The sequence below is a fragment of the Mesorhizobium sp. AR02 genome (assembly GCF_024746835.1).
GTDB lineage: Bacteria > Pseudomonadota > Alphaproteobacteria > Rhizobiales > Rhizobiaceae > Mesorhizobium.
This window is the reverse complement of sequence record NZ_CP080530.1, coordinates 508,167-529,387: the sequence shown is the minus strand read 5'-3', so window position 1 is coordinate 529,387 and position 21,221 is coordinate 508,167. Positions and strand designations below refer to the sequence as shown.

The following is a 21,221-nucleotide window of genomic DNA, read 5'->3' as shown; positions in this document are numbered from 1 at the left end:
TCCTGAGCTAATTGTCGATTTTTTGAAATTGGTCCGGGTCGCTCGGACGCCGCTCTACTGCCCGCTTCGGCAGATACTGTTCTTCCGCCTGAGCCAGTTCGTCGTAGCCGATGAGCCTGAACAGCTCGTCGAGGCCGGCAACATGGTCCTCGATCCCGGCGACGCTTTCTTCCAACCGAATGCGGCCGCAGATGTCACGCATGCCAGCGATCGCCGCCCGCATCGAATGGTTGGCCCAGATGACGGTCGAAATGCCGGCATCACGATAGACTGAAGTTGGGGTTTTGTAGTATTTGGTGGGGACGATGACGACCGGCAGCTTGTTGTTCCATTCCTTGGCGAAGGTCAGGATCTCGTCTGCGACGGCCTCGCGGGAGTGGATTAGGATCGCGTCGGCGCCGGCCTCTGAATAAGCGTCGGCCCGGCATAGCGCCTCATCGAGACTGTGACCGGCGATCAGCGCCTCGATCCGTGCGACGACGACGAAATCCGGTCCCGTCGTGTCTTTCACGGCCTCAAGACGGCCGCAGAACTCGTCAATGTCAGCGAGCAGATGCCGATCGCCGACGAAGGAGTTCATTTTAGGGAACCTCTTGTCTTCAAGGCAGATGCCGCTGGCGCCGCGTTGCTCAAGCTTCCGTGCAAGCAAGCGAGCATTGTTGAAATTTCCGAAGCCGCTGTCACCGTCAACAAGAACGGGGATGTTCGTCGCATCGACTATGTGCTCGACGACGTCGACGACTTGCGTCCAACTCGCTTCGTTGGCGTCCCGATAGCCAAGTGCCGAGGCGATGGAAAGACCAGAAGCCCAGAGCCCGCGAAAACCGGCACGCTCGGCAATTGCTGCCGAAAGCCCATCATGCGCTTCCATCAAAAATGTCAGGTCGCTAGAAAGAATGAGCTCCCGTAGGGTCGTCGATGACGTCGTCACCGGCAAAACTTCCGCTCCGAACGAGATCGCCTTGCTCATTGTATGACCGCCTCCATAAACCCAGGCCCAATGAACTCGCCGAAACGGGACGATTACTCATTGTCGCCCTGACCGCGCTATAGAAAAGTCCTTTGGCCTACATATGCGCAATGGTCGTGAGATCCGCTGGAAGCGGCTCTGTGCCGGAGCGCACGTTACAGTTCAGGCAGCAAGAGCCATGCCAGCTAAAAGCCGTCGTTATTGCAATAGCTTGGCTTTGCGCGGCTGGTTCCGTTTGTTAGCCACGATACAATTTTGTCGGGATGGCGACAGTGGACAAGCTATATCGCGGTGCGAGGTTGGCAGGTCGCCCCTATCGTGATGTTCTTGGCCACCCCAGTGGCCGGCCCCCATCGGGTGATCCATGTTGAATGTTAGTGCATGCTTGGTCTTGGCGCTACGGCCGGGGTGGCCGGCGAAGCGGATGTGTCGCAAACTTTTCGGTAACTTGACTGGGGCATGACAGCTCTTCGATTTTCGGGAGCGCTCAATGTTCAAAGGCAGGCACTTCGATCGATCCGTGATCCTTCAGTGCGTGCGGTGGTATCTGGCCTACAATCTGAGCTTGCGTGATCTGGAAGAGATGATGGCCGAGCGAGGCCTGAACGTCGACCACTCCACCGTGCATCGGTGGGTCGTCCACTTCTCGCCCCAGCTTCTGGAGCGTTTCAACAAACGCAAGCGGACCGTCACCGGCAAGTGGCATATGGACGAGACCTATATCAAGGTTCGCGGCCGTTGGATGTACCTTTACCGCGCCATCGACAGCGTCGGCGACACGGTCGAATTCTTCTTCAGCGAACACCGTGATCTTCCGGCGGCCAAACGCTTCCTGCGCAAGGCGCTTGCACACCATGGACGCCCGAACCGCATCGTCGTCGACGGCAGTCAGACCAATCGTGAGGCAATCATTTCCTGCGATACTGAAAGCCGTCTGCGGGAGCGATCACACAAACCACCGATCCATATCCGCAAGAGCCAATACCTCACGGATGTATTTGACAAGGGCCGTTCTGCTCCGATGTGCGGAGGTGTGCTCTCAGGCGTTCTGTCCCGGCGGACGGTCGAGATAGCGGCGCGCGCAGCAAAGTCAGGGCTGGGCCGGCAGGCCAGCGAGCAGTATGCACGACTTGGCCTTGACGGAGCGAGCACGTCGCTATCGTTCGCCGGCTGCGGGATGGATCGGCGAAGCTGATTTTGCTATTCTGTCGCGGCTCGGGTGACCGCGTGGCGAAGAGCAGGGTCGAGGTTGCAACCCTGTCGCGCAGCCTATGATCGTCGCACCTCATGTGCGGCGCCCGAGCGCCCCTTCGGCGATTGCTGTTTCCATGTAGCGACGAAGCGACGGTAGACTTCCTCGGCGTTGCCGATCGTCTCGCGCTCGCTCTCGCGTACCGACTTGTTGCTGTAGTCGGCAGCAGATCCCTTTGTCTTGCCGCCGCGAAGAGACGGATAGCCGGCGGTCAATTCCAGCTTTCGGAGCTTCCAATCCAGGAGCGCCGAGCGGCTCCTGATGTAGTTTTCGTCCTTGGTCAGCATGTGCCAGACGATGACCGCCAGCTTGCGCGCCGTCGCGACCGCAGCAACATGTTTGCCGCGCTTGTCGCGGATGCGCATGAAGAAGGCGCGCAGCGGACCAGGCACACCGGAAATGACCCACGCCGCCTCGACCAGCATCGACCGCGCGTGGGCTCGGCCTTGTTTGGTGATGCGGCCGTGATAGGCCGGCTTGTCGCCGGACTGCCGGACCCGCGGGTTGAGCCCAAAATAGCTGACAAGCTTTTCCGGTGATGAGAACCGTTCGACATCGCCAATGGCCGCCACGATACTCAGCGCGACCGTGACGTTCACGCCGGTGATCGTCATCAGTCGCTTGACCCGAGGCTCCTGGAGGGCCGTCTGCGCGAGACTCTTGTCTACTTGTGCAAGCTCACCAAGGCGATCGAGTTCACCGGCATGGCGAAGGACGACACGGCGCTGATCCTCGGCGAGCGGCTGAGCCTCCAGCCAAGCCCTGCCCCGCTTTGAGAACAGGGTGCCCTTGTAGGGCGGGATCAGGTTGGCGTGCAGAACGGAATGGATTCGGTTTTTGAGACGGGTCATCTGGGAGACGAACTGCGTTCGTTCGGCCACCACGCGACGACGCGTCTCGGTTTCCTCGTCCGGCATCCAGACTTCAGGCAGAAAGCCACTCGCATGAAGCTTCGCCAGCACTGCCGCGTCGATCTTGTCGGTCTTGACCTTGGCCCAGGCGATGGCCCGGACCAGGATCGGATTGGCTATAACCACGCGGCCCACAAAAGGCGACAATAGTCGCACGATCGCACTTGTATTGCCTGTTGCCTCGATGACGATCTCGTCATCCGGCTTGAGCTTCATGGCGAACTGCAACAGGCGGCTGCGTTCAAGATCGATCCTCCCCGCATCCCGGATTTTGCCTTTCTCCAAGATCGCCATTTGGGCGAATGATCCGTGAACATCAAGGGCAATGATTCTCATTCCCGGCTCCTTTCCAGGGTCAGCAACCATGGGAGCCGGCGGGCTACACGACAACTACGGATCCGCGCTCGCAGCGCAACCGGGCAAGTCGAAGGGGGCGGCCAGATAACAACTCGAACTCTCAGTTCATCAGGTACTTCGGCCTGCCCGCCATGCGTGCTCCCGACACCCCAATCCCGGTAGGTGGACGGTAGTCGATCCATCCGTGCAAGAAAATACGGATTGGCGCGTCGCGCCTATTCATGCCTGATAACAATCGGATCGAACAGGATCACCGGCGCATCAAGCGCCGCGTTCGATCCATGCTCGGCTTCAAGTCTATGGAGAATGCCCAGATCACCCTCTCCGGCATCGAGCTGGTCCGCATGATGCGAAAGCGACAGGCGAGGTTCGCCTACAATCCGAGTCCGTCAATTGCCGAGCAATTCGAAATGCTCACCGCCTGATCAATGCTCCCAGGCGACGCTCTTCCCGTCCACATCCCGGAATTGCGACAGAGCCGCCGACAGTCCTGCCGATCCATTCGCTCTCGCAACTGAAGGGTAAGACGATCTCGGTGCCGTTCGCATCCACCTCGCATGGCGTGCTGCTGCGTGCGGTTAAGTGGCTGATCAGCGCGACACGCCGAAATCAAGAAGGAACTGATCGGTGTCCGGGTCGGTGTGCGCGAGAATGTGCGGAGCTGGCGTGAGCTGCTGATCGGCATGTGTTGCAACGCTTTTGTTACTCGCGAGCGGCAAGGGATGCTTCACCCATTTCAGAGGATTGCAAACAACGGATCTTCGATACTCAACCGCCTCGATGACATGGGCGACGAACTTCGGTTTGCGCTGATTGCGGCCATCGCCATTGGTCTGCCTGCCCTTGCGCAGCCGACCAAGCGCCTCGTTGATGATGATACGCGACAGCCGGCTATGGCACTGCAAGAGAAGACAGGCTGTACAATACAAAGTAGCCCGACCGTCGCACCAGCAGCTTGAATGCGGCAATGCTTTGCGATCGCGGCAATTCGGATCGGCACGGGGCGCCATGTGCTCTGACCTCAGGGGCTGCTCCGGTCGGCGCAAGACCCATCGCTCAGCGGCGATCAAGTCATCGGCTTCCGGAATGACCGGCGACGCTTCGTCTCAACTATTATGCCGCTCGGGCTGTCGGCCGTATTCTTCGCCTTGAACACGGCCGTTTGCTTCGGTTTCAGTTTGTGTGGCGCTTCAGGCTCTGCCCTCGGCTCCGGCGGTTGCTTGGTCTCTTGCCTGTCCTTGCGGGCGCAAAGCAAAGCCTTGGCGGTCGCTGCGTCCGCATCCGAGACCTCGCCGGCCGGCTTGCCATCGAGATCGACCCGTGCGGCGCCGGCACCCAGTCTCGCCAAATATTTGGCCATCCTGGTGTAGGCGAGCAGGGCTCTCCTCACTTCATCATCAGACAGTTCGCCGTCAAGCACCCGAATGTCATGATGGATGCCGATCTTGAGCGGCCTGGGCGCTTTCGGATTGAATGCCGCAGGCCACTTTGCCGATAGATGGCGGAAAAGCTGCGCCGGCGATTTCCCTCGGCTAGCGGTCGACATGATCAAGCCTCGCCCGATTTGTTTTCGTTTCCCAATTCGGACGTTCGTAGCACGCATATATGCAAGGATTATGGAAATGGATATTCGTCCCACAGGGCAAAAGCAGTGGGCGCTCACGTCTCCCCATTCGGGCAGACAAAGCGCCTGCTGCAGCGAGCAGGATCCGGTAGCAATCAGCCGTCCCCGGTCGAGGTCATAGCCAAGACAGTTGAAAAACGCTCTTGCCCCATCTCTCCGCCAGCCCCTCAACGTTGGCAGCGTATCTGAAACGCCGGTGGCGAAAAAGCCGGCCCTCCGCCGAGCGCCCCGTCGGCGAGTAGGATGCCGAAGGCGTCGCGGCCCCCTACCCGTTCGGCCGTTCCGTCGTATCAGGCGAGCGTCTCGTAGCGCGAAAGCTGCTCACGCGACCGTTTCGCGATCTGGGCCCGTCCAACGCCGTCCTGGGACGGGAAACCATGCAAATGGCTGGCGAAACGGCTCCGCCGCAGCCCGGCGATCACAAGAACCTGGCGTCGGGCGTGAGCAACTCGACGTCGGATTGCATCGAAGCTTCAGTCAGGGCGGCTCAGTTCGGATCGTTGTGAGCGACACGCTTTGGACTCCCATTCGATCGCCCGACTCGGCTCATGCCGGGACGGGCTGTATTCTGAGGGTGTCTGCGCACCATGTTCATGGTGGCCGACTCTGAAGCGGCGCCCAATCGGAAACATTAGCACCTCCGCGTTTTGGCGTGGCTGCTTAAACTCTTCGACGGCAACCGCCTCAAGTAGCAGGTCCAAGGCTTCGCGCCCCCTCCGACTTATCGGGTCATCGCCACGCAGGTAGTGATACGCTCGATCTAAATGCACCCGCGCGGCGGAAAAATCGCTTGTCATTTGACCCTCTTAGTTACCGCCCGCATTAGCCGTCTACGAGGTGAGGGACACGCCATCGTTAATATCCACAGGCGGATTTGATTTAAATCGCTGATGATCCGGGAAAAACCAGGGCGCTGGCTTGTCTTGATGCGAGAGCCTCGCCGGATGGGTAGTATGCCACGACTAGGGACGGTTTTAATCGAGATGATGGTTGAGGCTGCGGACTTCCCGGCGGACAGCTTCGATTCCGTTCTAGGCGTCTGCGCCGATAAATCAGGCGGGCGAATGCTCTTCCATGTCCGCGTTGACAGCCATGCGAATACCGCTTCGTTCTAAATCTGTGAACAAGGACCGAATACTGGCCCCGGCAAGTCGGCCAGTCGAGCTCTAATCCCTTGCCATCACAAAACGCGCGTTCACGAGGGGTCATCGCGAATGCCGATCATCATCGGCTTAGGGAAGCCATCCCTGAGCACTCTTCAACCAGCGCGAGGACGAGATTGTGGCACCTCTCCTGTTAGGGTTCGTTGTCTCACCGTCTGTGAACAAGTGGGGTCAAGCTGCGCTCTTCACCCGGCCCGGTTGCGCTGGTCGCCCCAGGGTTGATTGTGGAGCATGCGGAAGCGGGTGCTGGGTCATCCACTGGAAGTACTGACCGATTACACAAATCGCAGGGACAAAAAGTCAGTACTGGCAGCCGTGAATTAAATGATCGGCTCGTCAAAGGTAAAACCGTGCAGCACGGACATCCTCATCCGTCCGTTCAAACGACGCTTGCCCCGCTTCGCAACCCGGCATTCCGCTCGATATGGACAGCCACGCAGATTTCCAGCCTTGGGTGGCTTGTGCAGACGGTGGCCATCAGTTGGCTGATGGCCACCATTTCGGCTTCCGACCTGATGGTCGCACCTCGTCCAGGCCGCATCCACATCACCGGTGTTTTTCCTTTCAATTCTCGCCGGCGCCATCGCTGATAACTTCAGCCGCCGGTGGGTGATGTTTGCGGGACACTGCTTGATCGCATTGGCGTCAACGACGCTGATGATTGCCGTGGGCCTGGGATTTGTCGATCCCTGGCTCCTACTCGCATTGGGTTTCCTGGCCGGCTGCGGCTTCGCTTTGAATGATCCGGCTTGGCATGCCTCCGTGGGCGATATCCTCTACAAGCGCGACATTCCGGCCGCGGTGACGCTTGTGTCCGTCGGATACAACATCGTACACAGCATAGGACCTGCTATGGGTGGGACGATCCTGGCCTTCTTTGGACCGCTGGCCGCTTTTGCCCTGGCCGCGCTGAGTGACTTGGTCCCTCTAGGCGCAATATGGCGCACCGAATGGAAGGTCCGCTCTTCGCCTCTCCCTCGCGAGAGTATGATGACGGCGATTCATGACGGAGTGCGCTTTACGGCGATGTCCTTGGAGATCAGGGCGGCGATCGCCCGCGCAACCCTTTTCGGGTTGGCTAGCATTTCGATCCTGGCGCTGCTCCCTCTCGTCGTTCGGGATCAGTTGAAGAGCGGGCCGATCGTCTACGGCATTTTATTGGCAAGCTTCGGCACCGGGGCTTTCATCGCGGGCATGGGCAACGGCATGCTCAGGCGGATCACGTCTCAAAACAGGCTGGTGGCGTTCGCCTCCATCGCTTGTGCGGCATGCTGCCTTTCGCTTGCACTAACATCGTCGGTCCCTGTGGCGGCAGTCGCGCTTGCCTTAAGCGGCGCGGGTTGGCTTGTCACCTGGACCGGCATAGACGTGGCGGTGCAACTCGCAAGCCCACGGTGGGTAGTCGGCCGTACACTCTCCATCTACTACGCCTTGAGCGCTGGCGGTATGGCTGCCGGCAGCTGGATTTGGGGTTCCGTCGCGCAGAATTACTCCCTGACCTGGGCTTTGGAGGCCGCCGCCGGGGGTCTGTTGCTGGTTGCAGCAGCGGGAATGGTGTTGCCGATACGTCCATGGGAAGAAACGGATCAAGAAAGTTCGGATTTTCGCGCACCGGAGCTGGCACTCGATCTGAAGCCAAGGAGTGGCCCTATCGTTGCCAAAATCGACTATTGCATATCCGAGGGAAATACCGACGCCTTTCTGGCCTGCATGCGTGCAAAGCGCCACGCTCTTAGCCGCACCGGCGCGCGAAACTGGACGCTCCAGCGCAACCTCCAAACGCCTTCACTTTGGACAGAGACATTTCGCACGCCAACCTGGATGGACTTTCTCCGCCTGAATCATCGGCTCACGGCAGCGGACAAGGAAGTAGCCCAGCAGCTTCTCGTCTTGCATGATGGAGAGCTTTCTCCACACACAGTACTTTCGATCGAGCGAACGACCGAGGCAGCTCGTACGCGTGCGTCAACAGTCGCTTCTCGTCCTCCGAGATGACGTCATGATGAAGCTGTTAGCCGATGAACAGGCGCGATCATCCTTTGGGCTCCAGAGCACAAGGTTCGCACGCAGGCCCACTCTGCAGGAACCGATCTGTAGACCGACGCTTCATCGCCGCGTAATCGAAAGGGGCTTGGGCTCACGCCCAGGCACCTTTTTCTCGCCTTCCGCTCTGCTCAACCGCGCATAAACTGCGTTCCTTTCTCTGACCAGCCAAGGCTGGTCCGGCTCCCCCGAAGAGAACCGCCTAAGAGCGCCGGCGTTACTATTTCCACAAGCTCATAGTCGATAAGGACGCGAAGTCTACGCCATGGAAGGTCGAGCTCCTCGCCGCGCGCGATCAAGGCCATGTCCTCACTTACCTGCTCGGCAACGACCCCGGTCAATTCCGGCAGTTCAGTCAATTTTTCGAAGACGGTCATTCATCTGATCCTTTCGGCAAGGTTGCCACGTCTGTCTGACGCAAAAGCTGGTCCAGCGTGAGCAGCGGCGAGCGCATCGCCTTGGCATAGGCGTAGTGGAAGCAATCGAAATTGCTGAGGCGCCGCTTTCCTATGCCGTGCTGTTCGGCGACAGCGACCGCGTAGGACAGGACGCGTCGGGGCGAACCGGGCTCCCGGAGTCGAATCTTTCGAGCTTCGAGCCATTCGACGACAACCGCCTCAGCCGCTTTGTAGGCGCAATTCAACTGATCCGGCCGTGAAAGGACGATGATGGCTTCCCAGGCAGCAAGTGTCGATGTGAACGGCGATGCCGCATCGAGCAGCGCCGCTTCATAGGCGTCGGCCGTGTCCTCCCCCGCCATCATCGAGACGATCGCACATGCATCGACGAACATTATTCGTCACTACCTGTGAGGTCATGGTCGAGCTCGTGATAGGCCTCCGGTGGAACCGGTTTTCGACCTGGCTGAAAAGACAGGCCGTGCTTAGCCAGAATCTTTTGCGCCGTTTCCCTCGGGCTTTCCTTGTTCATCCGGTTGCGGATGGTTTCCCGCAGGGCGACAATCACAGCATCGGTGATGCTTGTGCGGTCAATGCGCGCAAGCTCCCGAGCGAGAGTGTCGGCCTCCGGATTGCGAATGTTCAGCGTCATGTGTGTAGCTCCAAGCGTGTAGCACACTTTACATCACTGTGTGGCTTGGAGCAAACCCGCAGTGTCGGTCGATCAGGCTGGCTCATACTTCACCGGCGGCTTGTTCATCCTCCTCTTCAAAACTGTTAGCGGCGAGCTACCCCAGTAATGTCACTGAGGCGAACGGCCTAGGGAAGACGGCAGAGGCTGCGTGCCGCACGCGTCCTTATGGCCTTGGCGCTTCGGGACCGTGCGGACGGGCCACGCTTTTCTGGGCGGTGCGAAGCGTGTCCAAAGCCTGACAGCGGCAGACAAAATGGCAGGTTCAGAACAAACATTGGCAAAAATGTCAGGTTCATTACAACCGGCCATCTTGGGCACTGCGGAGGTTTTCAAAGCAATCAGGCGCTTACTGCGCGCTGAGCGCGCTGGCACGGGCTTTGCAGTCTTGATGGTGACTGCACGCAATGGGGCAAGACAGCGATGCTCTCTCCCCTGAACCCGTGGCCGTCTCTGAGCGGGAACAAGCTCGCGCAGAAAGCAAGCCTTGGAGAGCAACATTGGCCGCATTACAGATCGAGTCCCCGGCTCCTTCGATTATAGTCGAGAGCTGGCTGCGTGGCGAGCCCCTCACGAGCTTTCAGCCCGGCAAAGTTTACATCGTCGAATTTTGGGCAACTTGGTGCGGCCCGTGTGTGGACGGGATGCCCCATCTGATGCAGCTGCAGGAGAAATACAGGGACAGCGGCGTTGAGATCGTCGGAGTCGCGGCTTCTGAAGACGCTGCAACGGCCGATGAGGCCCGAAACAAGCTGGACGCTTGGTTGACCGAAAAGTTCTCGAATCTGAACTATCGGATCGCGTTCGACTCAACAGGCGAAATGAACAAGCTTTGGATGGAGCCCAGTTTTTCCGTGGGGATCCCGAGCTCGTTCGTGGTCGACCGGGACGGCCACATCGCCTTTATTGGTCAGCCGATGGAACTCGATGAGGCCTTGCCGAGAGTGCTTAACGGCAGCTGGCGCACCAGCGATCAGGTGAAAGCCGCCGATGCGGAGCGGATCGCCCGCAACGAACCCAGAGCGCGAGAACAAGCGCTGATCAAGGCCATATACGACAAACTTCAGCCGGCAATGAAGGCCGAGGATTGGAAGACGGCGCGCTCGGCAATCGAAGAAGGCATCGCCTTGCTGCCGGACAAGCTCGGTTTCCGCCGGTCTCAGGTGAATCTGTTGCTTCACAAAATGCGCGACATGCAGGCCGGCTTGCCCGTCATGCGCCAATTCGTTCGCGACGCGATCAACAGAAACTCCGAGGATTGGATGGTTGCGGCGCTAGACGAACTCTTCTACCCGAACTTTGACCATTCGCACTTTCCGCCTGCTGAGCGCTTGACGATGGGAAAACAGCTGTCCGAACACATCCTGGCACTGAATCCCCCGGAAAGCGACCAATGTAAGCTCCTGCCCTATCCGGTGACAGCCCTGTACTATCACGAGAGCGGCAACAAAGATCGGGCGATCGAGCTGATCGAGCTGGCACTGAAGTCGCAGGGCGGTCCGGAGCTTAGCCGGGACGAAGATAAACAGTACGCAATATCGCATTTGCTGCAGTTCCTGGCCTACTTCAAGGGTGAGAAGGTTTGTTACGGCGGCCTCTGTGTTGCTCCTAACGATGGCCGATTCGACAGCTGGATTTTCCCTCGCGGCTGACCGTCAGGTTTGTGTGAGGGACAGAATTGGCCGGGCGGACAGCTCTTTGATGCGAAAGGCGCAAACCCGCGCCCGGCTTGCGAAATCGCCTGGCCTAGGTCCGAAGTACGGCGGCCTGCTAGATGCCCGCCTTTGGCTGGGCAGGCTTATGAGCTACCGATTTGCCCACTTCGAACCCTTCGCCAGTCTGGCGCAAGTGGCTCTCAACACCTCCACCACGCTGAGGCTTCATGCCGGTAGCGAAATCGATCTTGGCGGCATCGCCATCAAGGCACATGGGATCGCTTTGCTGGCGCCATGCCTGTGATCTGGTGCTGCAGCCCACGCTTGCCTTCGCCGGCGGTCCGACGGGGCAGCCCGGTCGTACACATCGATATCAGGACTTCAATGCCGGAACACCGGCGCCATTCTCAATGAATCCATAAATGAGGTGTCGCGCTTACGGCTTGGTCCAGGCAATTCCGGCCGCCGTCATCCTCGATGAGGTAACCCCGACCAGAGCCGCGGCCTTGAATGGTATGATGGAGGTGCATGGGATCGCGCCAACGTCACAATCCGACCGGGATTTCTTGCAACGGCTGCGGCTTTATCAACACGCCAAGGGCCACGCTGTCCGACAGGCGGCGCGAGCTTGGCGCGGATCAAGAGACGGTCGAACGTGCAGCCGGCGTGCCCCGGAAAGGCGCGCCAAGTGGGGGCTATCGGCAAGCCGCCGCCCGGCGTGACGGGCTCATTCCGAGGTAAACAGCGACCGGACTTTGCCCCACTGATCGTTGGTGCGGAAGGCGCCGCGATTGGTGTAGCATTCGACCGGGAATTCATGCAGCGCGGCAGCCTGGTCTCGAGTTTCTGGAGGCCGTTCTCGCCCGAAAGGAACTCGCGGATAATCTTCTTCTGCGTCTTGGCCTTCTCGGCGGCATTGCCGCTCGGCGCCCCGAACAACCTCGCGCCGTTTTCCGCTCCCGGGTCGAGCTTGAACGTCTCGTCGATGATGTTCTGGCGTGGCGAGCTCAACGCCGAGGCGCTTGGCATCGATGCATGACACGACGTCATGCGGCGGTGTCGCACGGGTTCTCACGGTGTTGGCGCTTCGGTACCGTGCGGACGGGCCACGCTTTTCTGGGCGGCGCGAAGCGTGTCCAAACCTGGCAGCGGCAGACAATATGACAGGTTCAGAACAAACACTGGCAAAAATGTCAGGTTCAATACAACCGGCCACCTTGGGCCTTGCTGAGGTTTTTCAAAGCATATTCATGCACTATGCGCGCTGAGCTCGCTGGCATGACCCTTGCACAAATAATGGAGCAAGAGAGGCCTCTCCCCTGAACCCGTGTGCCGTCTCTAAGAGGGAAATTAAGCTCGTGCAGAAAATCTCACAAACTTTGACAACAGCTTTGGAGAGCAACGTGGTGTTGCAGATCGAGTCCCCGGCGCCTTATCCGGTGGCAGCCCTGTACTATCACGAGAGCGGCAACAAAGATCGCGCGATCGAGTTGCTCGAGCTGGCACTGAAGTCGCTGGACGGTCCGGAGCGGATCGCGCACGACCTGAACAGTACCTTCTACGGAGTTGCTGCAGGCTTTGGCCAACTACAAGGGTGAGAAGGTTTGCTACGGCGCTCTCTGTGTGGCTCCGCAAAGGGATTCTCCCAAAAGCTCAAAGCGGCGGCCAAGGAGGAAACCAAAGAAGGGGCGATAATCGGAATGGCTTACTGGCCGATTCGTCCATTTCCCTGGCGTGGTTGTGCAAATAGGCCGGCCCAGGCGGCCAGCCCAGCCTCGCCGTCATCCGAAAACACGTGACCGACTAAGGAGAAGACGTCCCCTGATCACCTCACCAAAACATATTGCCGCTGCGGGTCTCCCGGACCCCGTCAAAGATGGCACTGGAGTAAGGCTTGGCAACATGAAGAAGGTTACTCAGCCAGCTCGGGCGCTGCCCACCGATCCACCTGCTCCCACAGGCGGCGAAGACGCCTGTCTCAGCGCCACGATAGCACTCGCACGCTCCGGCAACGGAGCACCGTTCAACATCCGCACCAGGGACATCCAAAAAATGGCTAAGACGAATTTCCGGCCGCTGCATGACCGCGTGGTCGTTCGCCGGGTCGAATCCGAAGCGAAGACCGCCGGCGGGATCATCATCCCGGATACGGCGAAGGAAAAGCCGCAGGAAGGCGAGATCATCGCCGTTGGCTCCGGCGCCCGCGACGAAGCCGGCAAGCTCGTCCCGCTGGACGTCAAGGCGGGCGACCGCATCCTGTTCGGCAAGTGGTCGGGCACCGAAGTCAAGCTCGATGGCGAAGACCTTCTGATCATGAAGGAATCCGACATTATGGGCATCATTCTGACCGCCGAAATCCAGTTCGCCTCTTCCACAGACCTTCGGAGCTAAAAAATGGCCAAGGAAGTAAAATTCTCCCGTGACGCCCGCGAGCGCATGCTTCACGGCATCAACATCCTGGCCGACGCGGTGAAGGTCACGCTCGGTCCCAAGGGCCGTAACGTCGTTATCGACAAGTCGTTCGGCGCCCCGCGCATCACCAAGGACGGCGTCACCGTCGCCAAGGAAATTGAACTTTCCGACAAGTTCGAGAACATGGGCGCGCAGATGATCCGCGAAGTCGCGTCCAAGACCAACGACATCGCCGGCGACGGCACCACGACCGCGACCGTTCTGGCGCAGTCGATCGTCCACGAAGGCCACAAGGCGGTTGCCGCCGGCATGAACCCGATGGACCTGAAGCGCGGCATCGATCTGGCCGTGACCGAAGTCGTCGCTCACCTCGTCAAGAACGCCAAGAAGATCAAGACCTCGGAAGAAGTCGCCCAGGTCGGCACGATCGCCGGCAATGGCGATGCTTCGGTCGGCAAGATGATCGCGGAAGCGATGCAGAAGGTCGGCAACGAAGGCGTCATCACGGTTGAAGAAGCCAAGACCGCCGAGACCGAACTCGAAGTCGTCGAAGGCATGCAGTTCGACCGCGGGTACCAGTCGCCCTACTTCGTCACCAACGCCGACAAGATGGTTGCCGAGCTCGAGGACGTCTACATCCTCCTGCACGAGAAGAAGCTCTCCAACCTCCAGGCCATGCTGCCGGTTCTCGAAGCCGTCGTGCAGACCTCGAAGCCGCTGGTCATCATCTCGGAAGACGTCGAAGGCGAGGCTCTGGCCACGCTGGTCGTCAACAAGCTGCGTGGCGGCCTGAAGATCGCCGCCGTCAAGGCGCCGGGCTTCGGTGATCGTCGCAAGGCCATGCTGGAAGACATCGCCATCCTCACCGGTGGCCAGGTCATTTCCGAAGACCTCGGCATCAAGCTCGAGAACGTCGGCCTCAACATGCTCGGCCGCGCCAAGAAGGTGTCGATCTCCAAGGAGAACACCACCATCGTCGACGGCGCCGGCAAAAAGGCCGAGATCCAGGGCCGCGTTGCCCAGATCAAGCAGCAGATCGAGGAGACCACCTCGGACTACGACAAGGAGAAGCTGCAGGAACGTCTGGCCAAGCTGGCGGGCGGCGTTGCCGTCATCCGCGTCGGCGGTGCGACCGAAGTCGAAGTCAAGGAGAAGAAGGATCGCGTCGACGACGCGCTGAACGCAACGCGTGCGGCCGTTGAAGAAGGCATCGTTGCTGGCGGCGGCGTCGCCCTGCTGCGCGCTTCGCTGGCCATCACCGTCACCGGCGCCAATGCCGATCAGACGGCCGGCATCGCCATCGTCCGTCGCGCCCTGCAGGCTCCGGCCCGCCAGATCGCTGCCAACGCCGGTGCCGAAGCTTCGATCGTCGCCGGCAAGATCCTCGACAACAAGGATGCAACCTTCGGCTACAACGCCCAGACCGGCGAATATGGCGACATGATCGCCATGGGCATCGTCGATCCGATGAAGGTCGTGCGCACGGCTCTCCAGGACGCGGCCTCGGTCGCCGGCCTGCTCGTCACCACCGAAGCCATGATCGCCGAAGCTCCGAAGAAGGACTCCGCCGGCGGCATGCCGGGTGGTATGCCCGGCGGCGGCATGGGCGGCATGGGCGGCATGGATTTCTAAGGAAATCCATAAGCACGCCCATGAATTAAAGTTGCTCAAGCCCGCAAGCGGGCTTGAGTGGCGGCATGGAATTCTAAGGTCCACGTACCTCAACGATCTCGGAAAGGGCGGCAGCGATGCCGCCCTTTTCTGTGACGCGGGTCCAAGCCGGCTGCCCGACCCACAGGGCTACATGCGGCGGCAGTTTTATGGTGGACGCCAATGACTGACTTCATTCTGTTCGCCATAGTCGGCTTTCTCGCCCAGGCGGTCGACGGTGCGATCGGCATGGCCTATGGCGCGGTCTCCTCCACGGTTCTGCTTTCCTTCGGCGTTCCGCCGGCGCAGGCTTCGGCCGCGGTGCACGCGGCGGAAGTGTTCACCACGGCCGCTTCCGGCACGGCGCACCATTACCACCGCAATATCGACTGGAAGCTGTTCTGGCGGCTTGCACCGTTCGGCATTCTTGGCGGCTGCCTCGGCGCCTTCGTGCTGACCTCCTTCGACGGCGACATGGTGAAACCCTACGTCACGACCTATCTCGCCGTGATCGGGCTCTGGCTGTTCCTCCGGTCGTTCCGCAAGATTCCCAGCAATCCGGTTCCCACCCGCCTGGTGCCGCCGCTGGGCGCCGCCGGAGGTTTCCTCGACGTGGCGGGGGCGGCGGAGATGGGGTCCGATGGTGGGTGGCTGCAACGCCGCTGCGGGCAATGTTCAATCATATCGACGAGCAACTGGATGCCGACCCCGAAAGCTTCAGCCTCTATGCGCCGCGAGAGCCGACCGACCGGAACCGTTCGCGCCTCCCTCGCCTATCTCGGGATGAGAACCGCGGCGGCTCCGGACCGACGGGCCGCCTCGATGTCTGCAGTCGACGACGGCAAAGACCGACGAGGGTTCTTCTATTGCCAAGGCAATCGTCACCACCGTTGGGGAACGCAATGTGGTGCTTCTCACGCCGGACATCATCGAACGGATCGGGCTGGCGGTATGCTCCGTGGCGCGACAGCGAGCGGAAGCGGCGTCGATTTGCGGCTTTTCCCCTGAACACCTTCAGGAATCGACGATTTGCTGAAGTTGGATCCTGCAATCGCACAGACGGGGTTTGCCGGCGCGCCCATCAAGCAGGCTGCCCAGATAGATCGTGCTGCCGACGCAACGCACCGATATTTGTCGCGGTCGAGCCGATCCTCAATACGTAGCGCAAGTCTTAAACGGCCATGCTCGTCCTGCGGGCACCATCTGCTCGCGCGTCGCTCTGATTACCGCCAGGAAGGCGAGCTAATAATTGCACGCGGCACAAGCTACCGGTCGTCATCGTCGTCATGACGAGCCTTCTGCAGCTCGAGCGGTGTGGTGTTCCAGTTGGGTGGCGTCTGACCGAGAATATTGCGAACGAAGAAGTCCAGGAGTTTGAGCTGGGCATAGGTGCCTGGCGTACCGTGACCGGCGCCAGGAACGTAGACCATGTCGAAATCTTTGCCCGCCTTGATGAGCCGGTCGGCAAGCTGGAACGCGGAGGAGGGGTCGACATTGTGGTCCATTTCGCCCACCACGATCATAAGCTTGCCCTGCAGCCTGTGAGCATTGTCGATGGCGGAAGATTGCGAATATTCAATTCCGACCGGCCATCCCATCCACAGTTCGTTCCACCAGATCTTGTCTATCCGGTTGTCGTAGCAGCCGCTGTTGGCGACCGCAGCCTTGTAAAATTTGGGATGGAAGAGCAGCGCGCCCACCGCGCTCTGGCCACCGGCGGACGTTCCGAAAATGCCAACATTGGAGACGTCGTACCACGGAAACATTGCGGCCGCCGCCGTGTGCCACAGAATGCGGTCTGGGAAGCCTGCGTCCTTCAGATTTTTCCAGGCAACATCATGGAAGGCGCGCGAGCGGTTGTTGGTACCCATGCCATCGATCTGCGCAACGACGAAGCCCAACTGCGTGAGCGGCTCTATCCACCTTGAGAAGGATTTCGGGACAAAGGAGCCCTGGGGCCCGGCATAGATATTCTCAACCACCGGGTACTTCTTGTTCGGTAAGCGCTCATTTCCATGCGCGTTGACGCGGCCCGTTTGACCGGGGTCGCTGTCGGCCAGTTGCATCGGATCAAGTAGCGGCGGTTTTGGCGAAGTTGAATGGCAAGAGATCGGTGATGTCGGCATTGTCCGCGCGCTGCGGCAATTCCGTGAGGACGTGGCGCAAATAGGCCAAGGGCTCGATGCCGCAAGCTCGGCATGTCAGCATGAGGCTGTAGACGACGGCACTGGCCCTGGCTCCGTCCACAGTGTCGCTGAACAGCCAACTCTTTCTTCCAGTGGCAAAAATCCTGATGTCGCGCTCAAGCAGGTTGTTGTCGATCGGCATCCTGCCGTCTTCGGTGTAGCGCGTCAGGTACTCCCACTGGTTCAGGGTGTAGGACACGGCGTCGCCGATCTTGCTGTCGGGCAGGACCTTCGGGGCTATGTCGTCGAGCCATGCCTTGAGAGCGTTCATGATGGGGACGCTGTGTTGCTGGCGGAAACGGCGGATGCATTGATGTCGCGTTTCGCCCTTGTCCGGCTTTTCGTTGCGCGTCTGGCTTTCAATCCGGTAGAGCTGTTCGAAGAACTTCAGCGCCTGCTCCGGCGGGCCGCCGCCTTTCTTTCTGGTCTTCAGTGCATCGACGAAGCGACGTCTGGCATGGGCCATGCACCCCAGATGGGTCGCTCCTGCCAGCGTGCGCCAGGCGGTATAGCCATCGCTCATCAGGATGCCGCGGTAATCACCGAGGAAGGCCTGCGGATAGATCTGGCCGCGGCCGGGCTGATAGTCGAGCAGCACGATCGGTTCGTCGCTGTCCTCTCCACTCCGATACGCCCACATGAAGGATGTGCTGGTGGCTTCCCTGTCCCTTTCCTTCAGGACCTGGACCGTCGTCTCGTCACCATGGATGAGCGGTTGTGACCGAAGCCGTAGCTTCAGGGCATCATAGATGCGGGAGAGATGCCTCTCGCTCGATCCGATCACCCAATGGCCCAGAGCGCCGCGGCTGACGGGAACGCCGGCACGCTCGAAGGCCTGGGCCAGACGGTAGAGCGGCGTGCCATCGACATATTTGTGGACGAGCGCAAAGGCCAGCGTCGAGGCCGTGGCGATGCTGCCCGGCAAGGGCTGCGCGGGCATCGGGGCAATGACAACAGGCGTATTGATGCCGGTCCGGTCGCAATGGCGGCATGCATACTTGAACCGCACATTCTGCAGGACCTTCGCCTTCACCTCGATATGGAGCTGCTCGGTGACGGCCTCACCCATGTGGTGCATCCGGTGACGACAGCAAGGACAGGCCTTCTGATCTTCGGGAAGGTCATACTCGACGCGCTCGCGCGGAAGGTGTTCCGGCAGCGCCTTGCGGCCACGCTTCTTTCCCTCCGGCTTTTTTTCGGTGGACGGAAAGCCGGTGTCCGGCAGGTCGACGACATTGCCATCTTCGCTGCCGGCGTCGTCTTCATCGGCAATCTGTTCGGCTTCATTGAAGAGGCGATCAACGTGCTTTTCGCTCTTCGGCGCAAAACGATGCAGCCGCGCTAGCGCCAACTCTTCCTCGAGCTTGGCCACGCGTTCTGCGAGCTGGCGGTTCTGCGCCTGCAGCGCAGCAATGCGCGCCATCAACTCCTCAACAGTCGGTTCACCAGGTCGATTCATCGTAGTTTTGAATCTGAACCGCACCGACGCGTCAACCGCACAATTCGGGAGCCGTCAGCCCGCAACCTGATATTGCCGCACCGGATGGCGCACCATTGCGTCGATGTCGATGCCGTCGAGAATCCAATGGAGCTGCTCGGTCGTCAGCGTAACCACCGCCGTCTCCCGGCGCGGCCACCGGAACTTGTCCTCGGTCAGCCGCTTTAGAACCAGCACGAAGCCGGACCGGTCAAAGAACAAGAGTTTCATCCGGTCGCGGCGGCGATTGCAAAATGCAAAGACCGCAGGCGCAAATGGGTCAAGCTCCATCACCTCCTGAACCAGGACCGCAAGGCTGTTGATGCCGGCCCTAAAATCGATCGGCTCGCGGTGCAGGTAGATGTTGAGATCAGCGCCCAGTCTGAACATGGCCCAGAGCTCCAATGATCGCCGTCAACGCGTCTACATCACCGCATTCCAGCACCAGCTTCACGCCGTTCGGCAAAGACGCGCTCACCTTGGCTGCGAGTGGCGATGAGCCCATGCTTTCCGACTTTGACAGCCGCTCTTCACCACGCGCAGCAGGCCTGTCCACCGAATTGCCCTGCATAGGCAGGCTGTACTCCGCGGCGCTGACTTGAACTGGAATGAACGCCGACGGCGCAGGTGGCGGCAAAGCAACGGCGTCTTTGGTCGTCTTCATCCACTTCCGAAGAAGGTTGGCATTGATCCCATGTTCAAGCGCAAGTCGCGATACCGACACGCCAGGCTCAAGGCAGGCCGCAACGAGCCGCTCTTTTGACGCCGCGTCGTACCGCCGGCGGCCGTTACGCAAAATTCGCCTCACCAGCAGTTTCTGTTCATCGTCCTCAATCACGTGGTGTCCACCTCCAAAGTGGACACTTCATGCCAAAACACGCTCAATGGAAAAAGGTGCAGAGAAATTCGCGCTTTCCTTGTTCGGATCGAAATTGGCGGGAAGGTGGATCACGCCCCAGATATCAGTCTTGCCGTCGCGCCCCTTGGCGTGGAAGCTGAGTGGCGGCTGCCAGCCGGCGGCGACGAGCTCGGACAGGTCGGCGGTCTCCACCTGCATGAGCTTGGCATCGTCGCTGGCGCGGTAGAGCGCCATGCTCGGCGGCAGATCGATGCGTGACCAGAGATCGACATAATAGCGGCCGTCAGGAGAGAACTCGATATGGTGGTTGGCCGGCTCGGGCGTGAGCTCAGTCAGCCCCTTCCCGTCGAAGCCGATGCGGTAGGCATGGACGAAATAGGGGTCCTCCCCCGGGTTCATCCCGCTCGCCTCGAACCAGATCTGACGGTTGACCGGATCGACACGGTTGACCCCCCGGACCACCCATTCACCGCAGGTGATCTGGTTCTTGAGCGCACCCGTCCGACCGTCGAACAGGTACAGGTGCTCGTGCCCGTCGCGCTCGGATGGCTGAGCTGCCGAAGGCCCGGGGCGTCCAGACCTGATGTGGTGCGGGTACAGTCATAGCTTGCGAGGTCGCAGCTCCACCGGACATTCTCAATCTGGAAGTCGAGCCTGCGATCATGGTCGCTCAGTTCGAAATGGTCGAAGGGAAGATCGTCAGCCTGATACCGCTTATGGCTCGCCCTGTTTAGCCCCGCCGCCAGGCGGGCCTGATCGAAGGGCGGCCGCTTTACGCCCGTGGCGACTTCGACCAGCATGAACTGGCGCTTGCCGTGGCTGGTCCGGCGGTAGACGAACGCTGCACCCCCAGTCAGCCAGAAAGGCATTTCGGGGACATTGACAGTGAGTCCGCTATAGCGATCGTTGATCGTAAGTGCCCGCTCGAAATCGGCCGGCGCTAGCGGCGGATGTGCACCATTCGAACCATTGGCCAGCTCCTGAGTGGTTGCCGATCCCCATGCCCGCCGAGTTAATAGCGCGCGCGTCAAAGCCCCGATCTTGTACATATCTATTCACTCTTTCGGAATGGGAATTTTTGAGTTGGCTTCTCATCGCCGCTCTGCAGCAGCGCCGAGCGTCGCCTTTGGAGGAGAGCCTGCACGCGGGTGCAGCCCGGGCGGCAGTCAGGATGGCAAGTCGCTCCTTGAGCACAATCCAGGAGCTGATCGGACCGATTGCAGAGTGGGCGAACCGCGCCGATCAACAGCTGCGGAAAAGCGCCTATGCAGCCCTCACGCGACTAGTCATTGGCGAATACGGCCTCTTTTTTCTGCGTCTGAAGGTCTTGAGCAAGGCCGGATGTCGCCCCGGCAGAAATCATTGTGGCTACCATTTCGACATTCTCTCGGTGGTCCATGACGTGCTTGCGGATGACACGAAGCAATAAGCGCGCCAAAGAAAAAAGTCGTTTAGAAACAAGGCGAGCGATCGAACCGGCTATGTCGCATCTCCAACATCGTCGTACATCACACAATGTCACGCGACATGTCGCAGGGGAATCAAATTGCCCCTCTTGCTCAATACTGTGTGG

General features: G+C 60.0%; 19 protein-coding genes and 4 pseudogenes. 11 read left to right on the top strand and 12 right to left on the bottom strand.

Translation table 11 applies throughout. From position 1 onward, the window contains the following. Positions 1-7 precede the first annotated feature (7 nt). Positions 8-970: a phosphoenolpyruvate mutase gene (gene aepX / locus DBIPINDM_RS02380; RefSeq protein WP_258580608.1), complete on the bottom strand. Its 963-nt coding sequence runs from the start codon at positions 968-970 to the stop codon at positions 8-10. 490 nt (positions 971-1,460) lie between these two features. Between aepX and DBIPINDM_RS02375 the strand changes: the two genes are divergently transcribed. Continuing rightward, on the top strand, positions 1,461-2,165 hold the full coding sequence (locus tag DBIPINDM_RS02375; protein ID WP_416361672.1) for an IS6 family transposase: 705 nt from the start codon (positions 1,461-1,463) through the stop codon (positions 2,163-2,165). A gap of 74 nt (positions 2,166-2,239) precedes the next feature. On the opposite strand, the gene DBIPINDM_RS02370 is transcribed toward DBIPINDM_RS02375, so the two are convergent. After that, complete coding sequence (locus DBIPINDM_RS02370; RefSeq protein ID WP_258580607.1) at positions 2,240-3,469, bottom strand: IS110 family transposase; 1,230 nt, start codon at positions 3,467-3,469, stop codon at positions 2,240-2,242. Positions 3,470-3,720: 251 nt separating this feature from the next. On the opposite strand from DBIPINDM_RS02370, the pseudogene DBIPINDM_RS02365 reads away from it, so the two are divergent. After that, a pseudogene (locus DBIPINDM_RS02365) lies at positions 3,721-3,915 on the top strand (DDE-type integrase/transposase/recombinase); the annotation flags it as partial. Between the two features lie 165 nt (positions 3,916-4,080). Here DBIPINDM_RS02365 and DBIPINDM_RS02360 read toward each other — a convergent pair. Further along, positions 4,081-4,500: a hypothetical protein gene (locus DBIPINDM_RS02360; protein WP_258580606.1), complete on the bottom strand. Its 420-nt coding sequence runs from the start codon at positions 4,498-4,500 to the stop codon at positions 4,081-4,083. 56 nt (positions 4,501-4,556) lie between these two features. Beyond that, the gene (locus DBIPINDM_RS02355; RefSeq protein WP_258580605.1) at positions 4,557-5,036 is read right to left on the bottom strand and encodes a ProQ/FinO family protein; all 480 of its coding nucleotides are present in this window, start codon (positions 5,034-5,036) and stop codon (positions 4,557-4,559) included. Positions 5,037-6,627: 1,591 nt separating this feature from the next. On the opposite strand from DBIPINDM_RS02355, the pseudogene DBIPINDM_RS02345 reads away from it, so the two are divergent. Next, positions 6,628-8,272, top strand: a pseudogene (locus DBIPINDM_RS02345) (MFS transporter). 179 nt (positions 8,273-8,451) lie between these two features. Here DBIPINDM_RS02345 and DBIPINDM_RS02340 read toward each other — a convergent pair. From DBIPINDM_RS02340 to DBIPINDM_RS02330, 3 genes are read right to left on the bottom strand one after another with little or no spacing between them, the layout of a single operon-like run. Next, the gene (locus tag DBIPINDM_RS02340) at positions 8,452-8,697 is read right to left on the bottom strand and encodes a hypothetical protein (protein WP_258580604.1); all 246 of its coding nucleotides are present in this window, start codon (positions 8,695-8,697) and stop codon (positions 8,452-8,454) included. After that, positions 8,694-9,113, bottom strand: a complete 420-nt coding sequence (locus DBIPINDM_RS02335; protein WP_258580603.1) for a type II toxin-antitoxin system VapC family toxin — start codon at positions 9,111-9,113, stop codon at positions 8,694-8,696. The genes DBIPINDM_RS02340 and DBIPINDM_RS02335 overlap by 4 nt, the downstream gene beginning before the upstream one ends. Then, entirely contained in the window at positions 9,113-9,370 is a 258-nt protein-coding gene (locus DBIPINDM_RS02330) for a type II toxin-antitoxin system VapB family antitoxin (protein WP_258580602.1), read from the bottom strand. The genes DBIPINDM_RS02335 and DBIPINDM_RS02330 overlap by 1 nt, the downstream gene beginning before the upstream one ends. A 539-nt stretch (positions 9,371-9,909) precedes the next feature. Between DBIPINDM_RS02330 and DBIPINDM_RS02325 the strand changes: the two genes are divergently transcribed. The 7 genes from DBIPINDM_RS02325 (at position 9,910) to DBIPINDM_RS02295 (ending at position 16,134) form a co-directional block, all read left to right on the top strand. Continuing rightward, positions 9,910-11,061 (top strand): TlpA disulfide reductase family protein, encoded by a 1,152-nt coding sequence (locus DBIPINDM_RS02325; RefSeq protein ID WP_258580601.1) that lies wholly within the window; start codon positions 9,910-9,912, stop codon positions 11,059-11,061. Positions 11,062-11,209: 148 nt separating this feature from the next. Continuing rightward, positions 11,210-11,368 (top strand): hypothetical protein, encoded by a 159-nt coding sequence (locus DBIPINDM_RS02320; protein ID WP_258580600.1) that lies wholly within the window; start codon positions 11,210-11,212, stop codon positions 11,366-11,368. A gap of 324 nt (positions 11,369-11,692) precedes the next feature. Next, a complete protein-coding gene (locus DBIPINDM_RS02315) occupies positions 11,693-12,103 on the top strand; it encodes a hypothetical protein (RefSeq protein ID WP_258580599.1) in 411 nt (136 codons plus the stop codon). Positions 12,104-12,422: 319 nt separating this feature from the next. Further along, entirely contained in the window at positions 12,423-12,662 is a 240-nt protein-coding gene (locus DBIPINDM_RS43290) for a hypothetical protein (RefSeq protein ID WP_318036871.1), read from the top strand. A gap of 454 nt (positions 12,663-13,116) precedes the next feature. Then, complete coding sequence (gene groES / locus DBIPINDM_RS02305) at positions 13,117-13,455, top strand: co-chaperone GroES (RefSeq protein WP_258580598.1); 339 nt, start codon at positions 13,117-13,119, stop codon at positions 13,453-13,455. Between the two features lie 3 nt (positions 13,456-13,458). Further along, on the top strand, positions 13,459-15,108 hold the full coding sequence (groL, locus tag DBIPINDM_RS02300) for a chaperonin GroEL (protein ID WP_258580597.1): 1,650 nt from the start codon (positions 13,459-13,461) through the stop codon (positions 15,106-15,108). Between the two features lie 201 nt (positions 15,109-15,309). Beyond that, complete coding sequence (locus DBIPINDM_RS02295; RefSeq protein ID WP_258580596.1) at positions 15,310-16,134, top strand: sulfite exporter TauE/SafE family protein; 825 nt, start codon at positions 15,310-15,312, stop codon at positions 16,132-16,134. 257 nt (positions 16,135-16,391) lie between these two features. Here the strand turns inward: DBIPINDM_RS02295 and DBIPINDM_RS02290 are convergent. The 5 genes and pseudogenes from DBIPINDM_RS02290 to DBIPINDM_RS02270 all read right to left on the bottom strand — a co-directional run. Beyond that, positions 16,392-17,126: pseudogene (locus DBIPINDM_RS02290) on the bottom strand (S9 family peptidase); the annotation flags it as partial. Between the two features lie 70 nt (positions 17,127-17,196). Continuing rightward, positions 17,197-18,771 (bottom strand): IS66 family transposase, encoded by a 1,575-nt coding sequence (tnpC, locus tag DBIPINDM_RS02285; protein ID WP_258580595.1) that lies wholly within the window; start codon positions 18,769-18,771, stop codon positions 17,197-17,199. Between the two features lie 54 nt (positions 18,772-18,825). Then, entirely contained in the window at positions 18,826-19,179 is a 354-nt protein-coding gene (gene tnpB, locus DBIPINDM_RS02280; protein WP_258580594.1) for an IS66 family insertion sequence element accessory protein TnpB, read from the bottom strand. Next, positions 19,160-19,624: an IS66-like element accessory protein TnpA gene (gene tnpA, locus DBIPINDM_RS02275; RefSeq protein ID WP_258581247.1), complete on the bottom strand. Its 465-nt coding sequence runs from the start codon at positions 19,622-19,624 to the stop codon at positions 19,160-19,162. The genes tnpB and tnpA overlap by 20 nt, the downstream gene beginning before the upstream one ends. Before the next feature lie 81 nt (positions 19,625-19,705). Beyond that, positions 19,706-20,697, bottom strand: a pseudogene (locus DBIPINDM_RS02270) (DPP IV N-terminal domain-containing protein); the annotation flags it as partial. A gap of 137 nt (positions 20,698-20,834) precedes the next feature. Between DBIPINDM_RS02270 and DBIPINDM_RS02265 the strand changes: the two are divergent. Further along, positions 20,835-21,077 carry a hypothetical protein gene (locus tag DBIPINDM_RS02265; protein ID WP_258580593.1) on the top strand — a complete coding sequence of 81 codons (243 nt, stop codon included), beginning with the start codon at positions 20,835-20,837 and terminating at the stop codon, positions 21,075-21,077. The last annotated feature ends 144 nt before the right edge of the window (positions 21,078-21,221 follow it).

Bases quoted from the DNA above. Each gene is read 5' to 3' on its own strand.
- DBIPINDM_RS02295 (WP_258580596.1), top strand. From the start codon at position 15,310: ATGACTGACTTCATTCTGTTCGCCATAGTCGGCTTTCTCGCCCAGGCG.
- DBIPINDM_RS02330 (WP_258580602.1), bottom strand. From the start codon at position 9,370: ATGACGCTGAACATTCGCAATCCGGAGGCCGACACTCTCGCTCGGGAG.
- groL (WP_258580597.1), top strand. From the start codon at position 13,459: ATGGCCAAGGAAGTAAAATTCTCCCGTGACGCCCGCGAGCGCATGCTT.
- DBIPINDM_RS02355 (WP_258580605.1), bottom strand. From the start codon at position 5,036: ATGTCGACCGCTAGCCGAGGGAAATCGCCGGCGCAGCTTTTCCGCCAT.
- DBIPINDM_RS02375 (WP_416361672.1), top strand. From the start codon at position 1,461: ATGTTCAAAGGCAGGCACTTCGATCGATCCGTGATCCTTCAGTGCGTG.
- groES (WP_258580598.1), top strand. From the start codon at position 13,117: ATGGCTAAGACGAATTTCCGGCCGCTGCATGACCGCGTGGTCGTTCGC.
- DBIPINDM_RS02370 (WP_258580607.1), bottom strand. From the start codon at position 3,469: ATGAGAATCATTGCCCTTGATGTTCACGGATCATTCGCCCAAATGGCG.
- DBIPINDM_RS02320 (WP_258580600.1), top strand. From the start codon at position 11,210: ATGAGCTACCGATTTGCCCACTTCGAACCCTTCGCCAGTCTGGCGCAA.
- tnpC (WP_258580595.1), bottom strand. From the start codon at position 18,771: ATGAATCGACCTGGTGAACCGACTGTTGAGGAGTTGATGGCGCGCATT.
- DBIPINDM_RS02360 (WP_258580606.1), bottom strand. From the start codon at position 4,500: ATGGCGCCCCGTGCCGATCCGAATTGCCGCGATCGCAAAGCATTGCCG.
- aepX (WP_258580608.1), bottom strand. From the start codon at position 970: ATGAGCAAGGCGATCTCGTTCGGAGCGGAAGTTTTGCCGGTGACGACG.
- tnpB (WP_258580594.1), bottom strand. From the start codon at position 19,179: ATGTTCAGACTGGGCGCTGATCTCAACATCTACCTGCACCGCGAGCCG.
- DBIPINDM_RS02340 (WP_258580604.1), bottom strand. From the start codon at position 8,697: ATGACCGTCTTCGAAAAATTGACTGAACTGCCGGAATTGACCGGGGTC.
- DBIPINDM_RS02335 (WP_258580603.1), bottom strand. From the start codon at position 9,113: ATGTTCGTCGATGCATGTGCGATCGTCTCGATGATGGCGGGGGAGGAC.